We start from the raw sequence: 12,940 nt of genomic DNA, 5'->3' as shown, positions 1-12,940 counted from the left end.
CAAGATCACAAAATGGGAGGTATGTATGGGCAAGGTGCGTTCGATTCTCGGCATGACGGCGCTCGCTGCCGTGGCTGCCGCCAGCATGGCCGTGGCGCAGGACAAGCCGGCGGCGCCAGCGCGGCCCACGTTCGACGCCGACGGCACGGTCAACGTCCCTGCCTTCAAGCTCCCGCCCTCGCCTTTCCTCAGCCCCGAGGCGCTGGCGCTGCAGAAGATGCGCGCAGCGATGCCACCGCCGCCCATCGGCCCCGAACTCGACATCGCCAAGGCGCGCGCCGGGGTCGAGGCGATGATGGGCCGCGGCGTCGGCGCGATGCGCGAACGCTATCCGGTCGACGTGGCCGACCAGACGATCGCCGGCGTGCCGACGCGCGTGGTCACCCCCAAGGACAAGCCGTTCGATCGCGAGCGCGTGCTGATCAACGTCCACGGCGGCGGCTTCACGATGTGCGCAGACGCCTGCGCCATGCTCGAATCGATCCCGATCTCGTCGCTCGGCGCCTGGAAGGTGGTCACGGTCAACTACCGCATGGGCCCCGAAGCCAAGCATCCCGCCGCGGTCGAAGACGTCGAGAAGGTCTATCGCGAGCTGCTCAAGACCTACAAGCCCCAGCACATCGGCCTCTACGGCTGCTCGGCCGGCGGCGCGCTGACCGCCCAGGCGGCTGCCTGGATGCCGCAACACGGCCTGCCGCAGTTCGCTGCGATCGGCATCTTCGGTGCCGGCGCGGTACGCTTCGGCGCCGGCGATTCCGCCTACGTCACGGGCCATACCGACGGCTCGTTCCCCGCCCCGCCGCTACCGCCGGCCCAGCCGATGGACATCACGCGCGGCTATTTCAGCGGCGCGGACATGCGCGATTCGGTGATCTCGCCGGCGCTGCATCCCGACGTGCTCGCCAAGTTCCCGCCGACCCTGCTCATCACCGGCGGCCGCGCGATGGACATGACCCCGGCGATCTACACCAACAGCCAGCTGCTCAAGGCCAAGGTGCGGTCGACCCTGATCGTCGGCGAAGGCATGGGCCATTGCTACATCTACCAGTCGAACCTGCCCGAGGCGCGCGACGCCTATGACGTGATCGTCCGCTTCTTCCAGGAGAACCTCAAGTGAGCGACGCCGCCCGTCCCGCCTTTGCCGAGGACGGCACGGTCGCGGTTCCCGCCTTCGCCCTGCCCGCCTCGGCCTTCTCGAGCCCCGAGGCGCAGGCCGCGCAGGCAATGCGCGCCAAGATGCCGATAAACCTTCCCGGCCCCGCACTGGACATCGCCACGGTGCGCGCCGGGATGGAAGCCATGCTCGCGCCCAAGGTCGAAGGCGTGCTCGCGGCTTTCCCGGTCGAGGTGATCGACGACACGATCGCCGGCGTGCCGGTCAAGGTGTTCACGCCGAAGGACCGGCCGTTCGATCCCGATCGCGTGCTGATCAACCTGCACGGCGGCGCCTTCACCATGGGCTGGCCGAGCTGCGCCTTCATCGAATCGCCGCCGATCGCGGTGCTCGGCGGCTACAAGGTGATCTCGGTCAACTATCGCATGGCGCCCGAGCATCGGCATCCGGCCGGAGCCGAGGACGTTGCCGCGGTCTATGCCGCACTGCTCGACACCTATCCTGCCGAGCGGATCGCGATCTATGGCGGCTCGGCCGGCGGCGCGCTGACCGGCCAGATGGGCGCATGGCTCCCCGCGCACGGCCTGCCGCAGCCGGCGGCGCTGGGCATCTTCGGCGCGGGCGCGGCGCGCTTCAACGCTGGCGATTCCGCCTATATCGCCGGCTACATCGACGGATCGTTTCCCCCGCCGCCCAAGCCCGGCGAGCCAGAGGCCGACATGACCAACGGCTATTTCGCCGGCTGGGACATGACAGACCCGAGCATTTCGCCCGCGCTCCACCCCGATGTCATGGCCCAGTTCCCGCCGACGCTGATCATCACCGGCACGCGGGCGATGGACATGAGCCCGGCGATCGTCACCAATTCGGCGCTGCTTAAGGCCGGCGTCCGCTCGACCCTGATCGTCGGCGAGGCGATGGGGCACTGCTACCACTACCAGTTCCAGCTCCCCGAAGCCCAGGACGCCAATCAGGCGATCATCGACTTCCTGCGCGAGAACCTGAGGTAAGCGTCAGACGCCGTCCATGTAGCCGAGTTCGGCGAAGCGCGTCTTGAAGTACCAGAAGGCCAGTCCGCTCACCGCCGCAGCGATCGCGAAGAGGATCCAGCCCGCCGGGGTCAGGTTCTGCTTCTCGACGTTGCGGTAGGGCACCGAATTGCCGACGAGCAGGAAGAACAGGCCGAAGACCGCGGCGAATGGTACGAGGACGAAGGCCTTGAGGCTGTATTCGACGGTCGGCACATGTGCTTCGGCCTGCTGCAGCGGCTGCCAGATCAGGAACCAGCCGAAGCCCGCGGCAATCGCAAGGCACAGCAATCCGCCGAGGCGGTGAACGATATTCGCACCCATCGCATTCCCTTCCTTTAACGACCCGTTTTGCCTTGGCCCTATTTCTCTACGGGGCGCCTCAGGCGCTGACCGACTTGAGCACGCCGAGCTTCTGCAGCAGGTGAACGCCTGCCGCGACGATCGAACCGAGCACGAGGCCGACCACGGCCGAGAGCCCGGCGTTGACCAGCCAGCCGAACAGGCCGCCCAAAGCACCGGTCGCCTCGGCCACGGCATGTTCGGCGCCGTGGATCACGTCCGACGGGCCATGCAGGCCGAGCACGTGCAGGCCATGCACGACGATCTGCCCGCCGACCCACAGCATCGCCACGGTACCCACCGAAGACAGCAGCGACATGACATGCGGCATGGACCAGAGCAGGAAGCGGCCGACCTGCTTCGACAGGGCGTCACTGCGCTTGGCCAGGGCCAGTCCGATGTCGTCCATCTTCACGATAAAGGCGACCGCTCCATAGACCGCGACGGTGATGATCACGCCGACGATCGCGAGCACGACGGCGCGCTCGAGCAGCGGCGTCTCAGCGACTTCGCCGAGCGCGATGGCCATGATCTCGGCCGAGAGGATCAGGTCGGTGCGGATCGCGCCCGAAGTGCGCTGACGCTCGAACTCGGCGACGTCCTCGATCGGATCCTCGAGCGTCTCGCCATGCTTGGCGCCGCCCAACTTCTCCATCATCTTCTCGGCGCCCTCGAAGCTCAGGAACAGGCCGCCGAGCATCAGGATCGGGGTGATCGCCGCAGGCAGGAATTCGCTGAGCACCAGCGCCGCCGGCAACAGGATCACCAGCTTGTTGAACAGCGATCCCTTGGCGATCTTGGCGATGATCGGCAGTTCGCGATCAGGCGTGAAGTTGGTGACGTAGGACGGCGTTACCGCGGCGTCGTCGATCACCACGCCCGCGGCCTTCGAACCGGCCTTGGCCGCCGCCACGCCGACGTCGTCGAGCGATGCGGCCGCGGCCTTGGCGATAACGGAAACGTCGTCGAGCAGGGCGACAAGGCCGGAAGGCATGCAGATCGAGCTTTCATCTAACGGGAAGGAAGCGCGGGTGTGCCGGGCCGAGCCGGCTTGCGCAAGTCCGAGCGCCAGAACGCCGGGCAAGACAGGCGATGCCCGGTCGACGCCTGGCCGCTGGACGTGGTCATCGCAAGGCCATAGTCTCCCGCGCGACTTCACTGGGGGGCACGATGGTCAAACCGAACAGCCAGTTGCAGGCTCTCTCGCGGCTCCTGCCCGAGACGCTCGGCGTCGAGCTCGAACCGCACGCGCGGCTGGTGACCCTGCGCCCGGGCCAGATCGTCATCGGCCATCAGGATCGCACCACCGACGTCTTCGTCGTGCTCGAGGGCAGCCTGCGCGTCGAACTCTATTCGCTCAACGGCCGCGAAATCAGCCTTGCCGATCTCGGCCCAGGGGAGCTGTTCGGCGAATTCGCCGCGATCGACGAGCAGCCGCGCTCGGCCACCGTCACCGCCACGGGTACCTGCGCGCTCGCCTGCATCTCGGCCGAAACCTTTCGCCGCGTCGCGCTGGGCACACCGGCCCATGCCGACTGGCTGGCCCGCCGTCTGGTCGGCCGCATCCGCCTGCAGACCGAGCGCATCTTCGAACTGAACGCGCTGGCGGTGCGCAACCGCCTGCACTGCGAGCTGCTGCGCTTGAGCCTCGACGCGGGTGTCGCCAACAACGAGGCGATCGTGACCTCTGCCCCCACTCACGCCCAGCTCGCCGCGCGCATCGGCACCCACCGCGAGGCGGTGACGCGCGAGCTGCAATACCTGCAGAAGCAGGGCATCGCCGTCCAACAGGGTCGCGAGCTGCGGATCAACGACGTCGCCGAACTGGCCGAGATCGTCCGCGCGGCGGCCGGCGACGTCGGCGTGGCGCAGCGAGCCGGCCTGTCGGCAGACTAGGCCCCAGCCGCAAGCCGCGCTTGCTTTTCCCCACAGAATCGCTAAGGGCCGCCGCTTCCCCGCTCATCCTGAGCTTGTCGAAGGCGCGGGGAAACGAAGAAAGCCGGAGGGGCCCCGCAATCCCGCGGATCAGCCAGCGATCGGTTAGACAGATATAAGGAAGCCGCCGTGCCGCTTTACGAGCACGTGTTCCTGGCACGCCAGGATCTGAGCCAGGCGCAGGTCGATGCGCTGGCCGCCACCGCTACCGAGATCATCGAGTCGAACCAGGGCAAGGTCGTCAAGACCGAAACCTGGGGCCTCAAGAATCTCGCCTACAAGATCAAGCGCAACCGCAAGGCGCACTTCGTTCTGCTGAACATCGAGGCTCCGGCCGGCGTCATCGCCGAGCTCGAGCGCCAGACGCAGATCAACGAAGACGTGATCCGCTACATGTCGGTCCGTGTCGACGCTCTCGAGGAAGGCCCCTCGGTCCAGATGCGCAAGTCGGACCGCGAGCGTAGCCGTCGCCGCGACCGCGAGGAGGCATAATCCATGGCACGTGCATTTTTCCGTCGCCGCAAGTCCTGCCCGTTCTCGGGCAAGAACGCCCCCGCCATCGACTACAAGGACGTGCGCCTGCTCCAAGGCTTCATGTCCGAGCGTGGCAAGATCGTCCCGAGCCGCATCACCGCGGTTTCGGCCAAGAAGCAGCGTGAGCTGGGCCAGGCCATCAAGCGTGCGCGCCAGATCGGCCTTCTGCCGTATCTCGTGAAGTAAGGGAGGAAAGACCATGCAGATCATCCTCCTCGAGCGCATCGAGAAGCTGGGCAGCATCGGCGACGTCGTGACCGTCAAGGACGGCTACGCGCGCAACTACCTGCTGCCGAACAAGAAGGCTCTCCGCTCGAACGCGGCGAACCTCAAGGTCTTCGAAGCCAACCGCGCGAAGATCGAAGCCGACAACGCTGCTCGCCGCGGCGAGGCCGAGAAGGCCGGCACCTCGGTCGAGGGCATGAGCATCGTGCTCATCCGCGCCTCGTCGAACTCGGGCCAGCTCTATGGTTCGGTTTCGGTCCGCGACATCGTCGAGGGCCTCAACGAACAGGGCGCCAACGTCACCAAGGCGATGATCGTGCTCGAGCGCCCGATCAAGACCATCGGCGTGTTCGACGTTCGCGTTCAGCTGCACCCCGAAGTCTCGGTCCAGGTCAAGGTCAACGTCGCGCGTTCGCCCGACGAAGCCGACCTGCAGGCCCAGGGCGTCGACGTCATGGCCGCGATGTTCGAACAGGAAGTTTCGGGCTTCACCGAAGCTTTCGATCCGAACGCCGAGCCCGGCGAAATCGCGGTCGAGGAATCGGCCGAGGACGCCACCGAAGCCTGAGCTTCGTAGCGTTTCGCACAAAAAGGCCGTCGTCCTCCGGGACGGCGGCTTTTTTGTTGGCGCCGTGCCCGCTTCATCCTCCCGGGCACAGGGAGGATAGAACCATCTTTGCTTTGCCACAGTCGCGCGATACAAGAAGGCGATGACATCACCCGAAGAGATCATCGCCCAACTCACCACGATCTATGAAACCGCCGTCGAGACGCTCCGCGCCGACGTCGCCGCCTATGCCGGCCAGGGCACCCTGCCCCCGCCCGAACGCCGCCGCGACAACGCCTGGTGCTATCCCGAGCTGCGCGTCCACTACGCCGGCCGCGAGCACCGCCCCGATGTGACGCGCGCCTTCGGCCGCCTCGGCCACGGCGGCACCTATGCCGCGACGGTCACCCGTCCCTCGCTTTTCGCCGACTACCTGGGCGAACAGCTCGGCCTGCTCGCCGCCGACTACGACATTCGCGTCGAAGTCGGTCCCTCGAACCAGGAAATCCCCTTCCCTTACGTGATCGACGCCAGCTCGGGCCTCGGGAGCGTCAGCCCCAACGAGCTCGCACTGCACTTCCCCTCGACCGACCTCGCCCACATCGGCGACGAACTGGCCGACGGGATCGAGGTCAACATGCCCGGCGCGCCGATCCCGCTGTCGCTGTTCGACGGGCTGCGCACCGATTTCAGCCTGGCACGCCTCGCCCATTACACGGGCACCCCGGCCGAGCACTTCCAGCGCTACATCCTGTTCACCAACTATCATCGCTACGTCGACGAATTCGTCGACTGGGCCGGCCAGCAGCTCGGCAAGGACGAGTTCACCGCACTCTCGGGCGCCGGCGGGCTCTATCTCGACAAGCCGACCGAAAACGCCCGCGAGCGGATGAGCGACACCGCCTGGCGGCGCCACCAGATGCCCGCCTATCACCTGATCGCACCGGGCCGCGAGGGCATCAGCCTGGTCAACATCGGCGTCGGCCCGTCGAACGCCAAGACGATCTGCGACCACCTGGCCGTGCTCCGCCCCGAGGCCTGGCTGATGATCGGCCACTGTGGCGGCCTGCGCGACACCCAGCGCATCGGCGACTACGTGCTGGCCCACGCCTATCTGCGCGACGACCATGTGCTCGATCCGGTTCTGCCGCCCGAGATTCCGCTGCCCGCGATCGCCGAGGTCCAGGTCGCGCTCGCCAAGGCCGCCGAGATCGTCAGCGGCACCGGCGGCGCCGATCTCAAGAAGCGCATGCGCACGGGCACGGTCGTCACCACCGACGATCGCAACTGGGAGCTGCGCTACACCCATTCGGCGCACCGCTTCAGCCAGTCGCGCGCGGTCGCGATCGACATGGAGAGCGCGACGATCGCCGCCCAGGGCTATCGCTTCCGCGTGCCCTACGGCACCCTGCTCTGCGTCTCGGACAAGCCGCTCCATGGCGAGATCAAGCTGCCCGGCCAGGCCAACCGCTTCTACGAGGAGGCGATCGCCGCGCATCTCAAGATCGGCGTGATCGCCTGCGACCTGCTCCGCCAGGAAGGCGCCCGCCTGCACTCGCGCAAGCTGCGCGCGTTCAACGAGCCGCCGTTCCGCTAAGCCTTGCGCTGCTCCCGCGTCGTCCGTTAGCCTCTCCCTATGCGACACAGAATCGCAAAAAGGAGAGAGCCGATGGACGACGTCGAGGAGATCAAGAAGCTGAAGGCGCGCTATTTCCGCTCGCTCGACAGCAAGGACTGGGACACTTACGCGGGCGTCTTCGCCGAAGACTGCGTGGTCGATCTCAGCCTCGCGGGTGGCGGCAAGTACGAAGGCCGCACCGATTTCCGCGCCTATGCCAGTGGCCTGACGATCGTCCAGAGCGTCCACCACGGCCACATGCCCGAGATCGACCTGACCGGCCCCGATAGCGCCACCGGCGTCTGGGTGCTCGAGGACTACAATATCTGGGAAGACGGCAAGCAGAACCACGGCTGGGGCCACTACCTGGAGACCTACGTCAAGCGTGACGGCCGCTGGTACATCAAGACCATGGCGCTGTCCTATCTGCGCATCGAGACCGATTGTCCGCAGCCGGCGCTGATCGCCGGCAAGGACGGCACGGGCCATTTGCGCGGGCTGACGCCTGCCGCCGATGCCTGGCGCTAGAAAGGGGAGCGGCATGGGCGGTCATCTGCGGGATAACCTCGACGCCGACGAGATCCTTACGCTCGCCGAACGCGAGAGCGGCGCCTATGGGCTCGCTGAACCGGCGCTGGTGGCGCGGCTCGCGCGGCTGGTGGACTGGATCAACGAACGCGGTCCCTATTCGCCCGATCAGGTCTGGGCGATGCGCGACCAGTTCCGCGCCGTCCTGACCAATCGCCTGCGCGTCTCGCTCGACCGCCAGCGCTATCCGGCGATTGCCGAGGAGACGATCGAGCGACCGATCTTCATCATCGGTTTCGCCCGTTCGGGCACGACGATGCTTCACTCGTTGCTCGCCGAGGATCCGGCGGTGCTGAGCCCGCAATCGTGGCACATGCATTCGCCCTCGCCGCCGCCGGGCCTCGGACCGATCGCCAGCGAGCGCATCGCCCATTCGCGGCGGCGGGTCGAAGCCTGGATGGACTTCTGCCCCTCGCACAAGCTCACGCATCCCTACGTCGACAAGGGCGCCTACGGGCTGATCGAGGACGAGGAGCTGTTCAGCCTGGACCTGCACGGTGCCTACCCTTTCCACTTCTACCGCGTGCCGACGCTCGAGCCCGGCCTCGTCGTGCCGACCGAGAACCAGGTCGAGGTCTTCCGCTTCCACAAGCAGATGCTGCAGCATCTGCAATGGAACACGGGCAAGACGCGTTGGGCCTGCAAAGGACCTTCGGCACAGATGCATCTCGACGCGCTGTTCGAAGTCTATCCCGACGCGCTCTGCGTCTGGGCGCACCGGCCGCTGGGCGAGATCTATGCCTCGAACGTCGCGATCCGCGCGATCACCTATGACGCGATCCGCGGCTATCCCGGCGACTGGTCGAGCCAGGCGCGCAGCCATGTCGAGGGGATGAAGGCGGCCTTCGACCGGCTGATCGCCAGCGACATGATCGACGATCCGCGGATCCTTCACCTGTCGTTCCGCGAAGTCGCGCGCGATCCGCTGGCGGCCGTCCGCAAGGTCTACGAGCGCTACGGCGAGCCCGTGACACCGGAATTCGCAGCGCGCGTGCAGGCTTGGCTGGCCGATCCCGAGAATGCCGCCGACCGGTTCGGTCGCTATCCCTACAGCTACGAGGCCTTCGGGCTCGACCGCGCCTGGGTCGAGGACCTGTTCGGCGACTATACCCAGCGTTTCGAGCTGGCCTGAAAGGACCCTGGCGATGGTGACGAACCCGCTTGCGACCGAAGCCCAGCGCCGGATCGAAGACCGCGCCATGGCGCTGCTCGCGCGCTCGGACCTGCAGCGCGTGCGCGGTGTGGTCACCATGCTGTGGAAGAACGTTGCCGGCTGGCCGGCGCGCGATCAGGCCGATCGCTTCGACAACATGATCGACGAATACATGTTCCACCATGCCTTCCGCGCGGCCAACGGCGATCCGAACAATCCCGAAGTCGCGCGCTTCATGGCGCCGGCGCATCGCTGGTTCGGTCGCGACGTACCCGGGTCCCGCTGGGCCGGCGACAGCCCCGACTTCATCTATCGCACGATCCCGATCGCCCATGGCGGCCGCTACGAGATTCGGGGACGCCCGACCTGCGCCGAGCCGCCGACGGTCAACTATTCGCTGATGGCGGACAACACCGCCTCACCGGTGACGCAGGCCCTGCTCGACAGCCTGGACATGGAATTCGACCACGACGGCAGTTTCGTGATCACAGTCGACGACACCCCGGCCGCGGGCCGGCCCAACCACATCCAGACGAAGCCCGGCGCGGATTTCATCATGGTCCGCGACGCCCTGGGAGACTGGAACACGCAAAGCGCTAATGCGCTGACAGTGACCAGGCTCGACCCCGGCCATGGCGCGAAGAGCGAAGACGCGATGGCGCAGCATTGCGCGCGGATCGCGCTCGATAACGTCTATTACAGCTATTACTGCACGCAGTCGGGCGCCGGGCAGCCGCCGAACGACATTCGCCCGCCGATGTCCTCGGCCGCCTTCGGCGGCATGGCGACGCAGGCCGGGACCAAGGGCAATCTGCAACTCGGCGACGGCGATGCGCTGATCGTCCGCTCAAACGCCGCCGGCGCGCAATTCCGCAACCTGATGCTGACCGACGCCTTCCACATGTCGATCGACTACTGGAACCGGACGTCGAGCTTCAACATGCGGCAGATGGCCGCGGACGAAGACGGCGACTTCACCTTCGTCATCGCCCATCGCGATCCCGGCGTGCACAACTGGATCGACACGGGCGGGCTCGAGCGCGTGATCTTCGGCCAGCGCTGGCAGGCCTTCCGCCGCGACACGGACAATCCCGATCCGTGGATGAACGTCCGGCAGGTGAGGTTCGACGAGATCGAGCGCGAACTGCCCGACGGCGTGGTGCGGATCGACACCGCAAGCCGCGCCGAGCAGATCGCCTTGCGCCGGACGGGTTTTGTCCGCAGGTTCGCCGAAGACTAGTCAGGCCTTCCGCCATGCCGCGGACAGAAGCCTGGTTTGGGCACGGCCTATTTGTGAACCGGGCTCAAAAGTTCTGAGATCACCGCCTACCTACTGCCCCGCCCAAGGGTGACCTATTCCAGAGTTCGACGCCGGACACCCCGTCCGGGATGGAACGAAAGGTTAGCAGCCATGGCACTCAAGGACATCCTCCCCAGCAAGCTCGGCTTCGGCGCCGCGCCGCTCGGCAACATGTTCCGCGACATTCCCGAAGCGGAAGCGCGCGCGACGGTCGAAGCCGCCTGGAACGACGGCATCCGCTATTTCGACAATGCGCCGTTCTACGGCGCCGGCCTTGCCGAGATCCGCATGGGCGCCGCCCTCGCCGGCAAGCCCCGCGACGAATACGTGATCAGCACCAAGGTCGGCCGCGTCGTGCTCGACGAGATCGAAGACGGCGCCCGCGACAACGGCGACAAGGGCGGGGTCTTCGCCCACGGCCGCCCCAACAAGGTCGTCAACGACTATTCCGAAGACGCCACCTACCGCTCGATCGAGGACAGCCTCAAGCGGCTCGGCACCGATCACATCGACGTGGCCTTCGTCCACGACGTTGCGCAGGACTTTTACGGCGACGAATGGCTCAGCGTCTTCGAGAGCGCACGCAAAGGCGCGTTCCGCGCGCTCGACCGGATGCGCGACGAAGGCGTGATCAAGGCCTGGGGCCTCGGCGTCAACCGGGTTGAACCGATCGAACTGCTGCTCGAACTCGACGAGCCGCGCCCCGACGCTTTCCTGCTCGCCGGCCGCTACACCTTGCTCGACCACGATCGCGCGCTGCAGCGGGTCATGCCGCTGGTCGCCGAACGCGGCCTCGGGATCGTCGTCGGCGGGCCCTACAGCTCGGGCGCGCTCGTCGGCGGGCCAAACTTCGAATATGCGCCCGCAACCCCGGCCATTCTCGACAAGGTGGCGCGGATCAACGCGCTCGCCGATCGCCACGGGATCAGCATGAAGGCCGCCGGGCTGCAGTTCGCCCTGGCCAATCCCGCCGTCGCGGCCGTCATCCCCGGCGCCAGCCGACCGGGCCGCATCGCCGAGGATCGCGCGGCGCTCGAAGAAATCATTCCCGGCGGCTTCTGGCGCGATCTGCGCGCGGCCGGGCTCGTCCATCCCGACGCCCCCCTGCCGACCGCCGACTGAGGCCCGGCATTGTCCCCGAATACCCCACCGGCAGGAGCCCCCGCTTCTGCCGGAAGGGTCCACGCGCCCGCGATCGGCGCATCTCGATCGCAAGGAAAGGAGACCGATCATGTCCGACCACGCTACCGATCATCTGACGAACCTCGGCCGCCGCGACCTGCTGATGGGTGCCGGAGCCGCCGTTGCTGCCGCCACCGCCGGCACGGCCCTCGCCGCCCCCGCCCCGACCGGCGGCATCGACGGTCTTTCGCCGGAGGCGCGCAACAGCGGCGCGCTCGGCGCCCGGCTGCAGGGCGTCCAGCACTTCGGCCTGACCGTGCAGAACATGGAGCGCGCCTACGAGTTCTACACCGAGGTCCTCGGCGGCACCGAAGTCTTCCGCCATGGCGATTTCCAGGGCGACACGGTCCACAACACGCTGCTGGCCGATCAGGACATCCAGGCCAACGAACTCGGCGTCAATCCGCGCACGATCGGCGTTCCCGACCTGCGCGGCGGCGCCCAGCGGCTCGACGTCCGCTTCATCCAGTTCGACAACGTCGTGATCGAGCTGCTGCAATACCGCAATGCCGACCAGCCGATGGGCGGGCCCAAGGCCTTCGCCGAGCCGGTCCAGCACATGAGCCCGGCCTTCCCGCGCATGATGCACATCTGCTTCCACGTCCGCGACGACGTCGACTTCAACAAGTTCATCACCGACCTCGAGGCCGAATCCGCGCGCCGCGGCATGACCCAGGTGCGGGCGAACCGCATCATCCGCGTCAACAGCGAAGCGGAGCGCAAGGCCGCGCCGCAGAGCGCCAACACCAACAAGGTGACCGTCGCCCCCTCGGACGGCTGGGAGCTGATCTACTGCAAGGGCCCCGAGGGCGAACAGCTCGAATTCGTCAAGGCGATCGGCCCGGTCAAGCAGCGCTTCGCCAACACCCTCGCCGCCCGCCAGCGCGCGCTGACCGGTGCGCGATGATCGTGCGAAGGGAAAGGAGACGGACCATGCCCGACATGCTGAAAACCCTGGCGATCGCCGCACTCGTGGCCGCCACGCCGCTCGCCTCCGCCACGGCTCGCGAAGCCGAGGGGATCCGCTACGCCCAGATACCCGCGGGCGCCTATTCGATCGTCGCAGAGGTCCGCGCCAAGCCCGGCAAGGAAGCCGAACTGCGCCAGGCCACGCTGCCGCTGGTGGCACTGGTCCGCAGCGATCCCAAGAACCTCGTCTACTTCCTCCAGGAAGATCGCGCAGCGCCCGGCCATTTCGTCTTCTACGAGGTCTTTGCCAGCCTGGCGGACTTCGAGGCACACAACGCCATGCCCTACGTCAAGGACTGGTTCGCCAAACTGCCCCAGCTCGCCGAGGGCGGGGTTCAGGTCATGCGGATGGAAGTCCTCGGGCATGGCCCGCGGTAGCGCGCTGAACGGCCGGGGCGAACCACG

General features: G+C 67.1%; 15 protein-coding genes. 13 read left to right on the top strand and 2 right to left on the bottom strand.

The genetic code is table 11. From position 1 onward, the window contains the following. The first annotated feature begins 25 nt into the window (after positions 1-25). Positions 26-1,117 carry an alpha/beta hydrolase gene (locus OLX23_RS13595; RefSeq protein ID WP_264445525.1) on the top strand — a complete coding sequence of 364 codons (1,092 nt, stop codon included), beginning with the start codon at positions 26-28 and terminating at the stop codon, positions 1,115-1,117. Further along, positions 1,114-2,124, top strand: coding sequence for an alpha/beta hydrolase (locus tag OLX23_RS13590; protein WP_264445524.1), 1,011 nt, complete (start codon positions 1,114-1,116; stop codon positions 2,122-2,124). Before OLX23_RS13595 ends, OLX23_RS13590 begins: the two co-directional genes overlap by 4 nt. Before the next feature lie 3 nt (positions 2,125-2,127). Here OLX23_RS13590 and OLX23_RS13585 read toward each other — a convergent pair whose 3' ends face one another. Next, a complete protein-coding gene (locus OLX23_RS13585) occupies positions 2,128-2,466 on the bottom strand; it encodes a hypothetical protein (RefSeq protein WP_264445523.1) in 339 nt (112 codons plus the stop codon). A 58-nt stretch (positions 2,467-2,524) separates the two neighbouring features. After that, positions 2,525-3,478: a DUF808 domain-containing protein gene (locus OLX23_RS13580; protein ID WP_264445522.1), complete on the bottom strand. Its 954-nt coding sequence runs from the start codon at positions 3,476-3,478 to the stop codon at positions 2,525-2,527. Positions 3,479-3,654: 176 nt separating this feature from the next. On the opposite strand from OLX23_RS13580, the gene OLX23_RS13575 reads away from it, so the two are divergent. The 11 genes from OLX23_RS13575 (at position 3,655) to OLX23_RS13525 (ending at position 12,913) form a co-directional block, all read left to right on the top strand. After that, a complete protein-coding gene (locus OLX23_RS13575) occupies positions 3,655-4,380 on the top strand; it encodes a Crp/Fnr family transcriptional regulator (RefSeq protein WP_264445521.1) in 726 nt (241 codons plus the stop codon). Between the two features lie 168 nt (positions 4,381-4,548). Continuing rightward, a complete protein-coding gene (gene rpsF / locus OLX23_RS13570; protein WP_264445520.1) occupies positions 4,549-4,911 on the top strand; it encodes a 30S ribosomal protein S6 in 363 nt (120 codons plus the stop codon). A gap of 3 nt (positions 4,912-4,914) precedes the next feature. Further along, positions 4,915-5,139, top strand: coding sequence for a 30S ribosomal protein S18 (rpsR, locus tag OLX23_RS13565; protein WP_264445519.1), 225 nt, complete (start codon positions 4,915-4,917; stop codon positions 5,137-5,139). Positions 5,140-5,152: 13 nt separating this feature from the next. Then, positions 5,153-5,746 (top strand): 50S ribosomal protein L9, encoded by a 594-nt coding sequence (rplI, locus tag OLX23_RS13560; protein ID WP_264445518.1) that lies wholly within the window; start codon positions 5,153-5,155, stop codon positions 5,744-5,746. A 142-nt stretch (positions 5,747-5,888) separates the two neighbouring features. Next, on the top strand, positions 5,889-7,322 hold the full coding sequence (locus tag OLX23_RS13555) for an AMP nucleosidase (protein WP_264445517.1): 1,434 nt from the start codon (positions 5,889-5,891) through the stop codon (positions 7,320-7,322). A 72-nt stretch (positions 7,323-7,394) separates the two neighbouring features. Further along, complete coding sequence (locus OLX23_RS13550; protein ID WP_264445516.1) at positions 7,395-7,871, top strand: nuclear transport factor 2 family protein; 477 nt, start codon at positions 7,395-7,397, stop codon at positions 7,869-7,871. A 13-nt stretch (positions 7,872-7,884) separates the two neighbouring features. Continuing rightward, entirely contained in the window at positions 7,885-9,063 is a 1,179-nt protein-coding gene (locus tag OLX23_RS13545; RefSeq protein WP_264445515.1) for a sulfotransferase family protein, read from the top strand. A 13-nt stretch (positions 9,064-9,076) separates the two neighbouring features. After that, positions 9,077-10,324 carry a hypothetical protein gene (locus OLX23_RS13540; RefSeq protein WP_264445514.1) on the top strand — a complete coding sequence of 416 codons (1,248 nt, stop codon included), beginning with the start codon at positions 9,077-9,079 and terminating at the stop codon, positions 10,322-10,324. 171 nt (positions 10,325-10,495) lie between these two features. Next, the gene (locus OLX23_RS13535) at positions 10,496-11,506 is read left to right on the top strand and encodes an aldo/keto reductase (protein WP_264445513.1); all 1,011 of its coding nucleotides are present in this window, start codon (positions 10,496-10,498) and stop codon (positions 11,504-11,506) included. Positions 11,507-11,615: 109 nt separating this feature from the next. After that, positions 11,616-12,473, top strand: coding sequence for a VOC family protein (locus OLX23_RS13530; RefSeq protein ID WP_264445512.1), 858 nt, complete (start codon positions 11,616-11,618; stop codon positions 12,471-12,473). Positions 12,474-12,499: 26 nt separating this feature from the next. Then, positions 12,500-12,913, top strand: coding sequence for a putative quinol monooxygenase (locus OLX23_RS13525; RefSeq protein ID WP_264445511.1), 414 nt, complete (start codon positions 12,500-12,502; stop codon positions 12,911-12,913). The last annotated feature ends 27 nt before the right edge of the window (positions 12,914-12,940 follow it).

This window comes from Novosphingobium sp. JCM 18896, assembly GCF_025938095.1.
GTDB lineage: Bacteria > Pseudomonadota > Alphaproteobacteria > Sphingomonadales > Sphingomonadaceae > Novosphingobium.
Note: the sequence above shows the minus strand (reverse complement) of the source record. Positions and strands in the feature narration are given on the sequence as shown.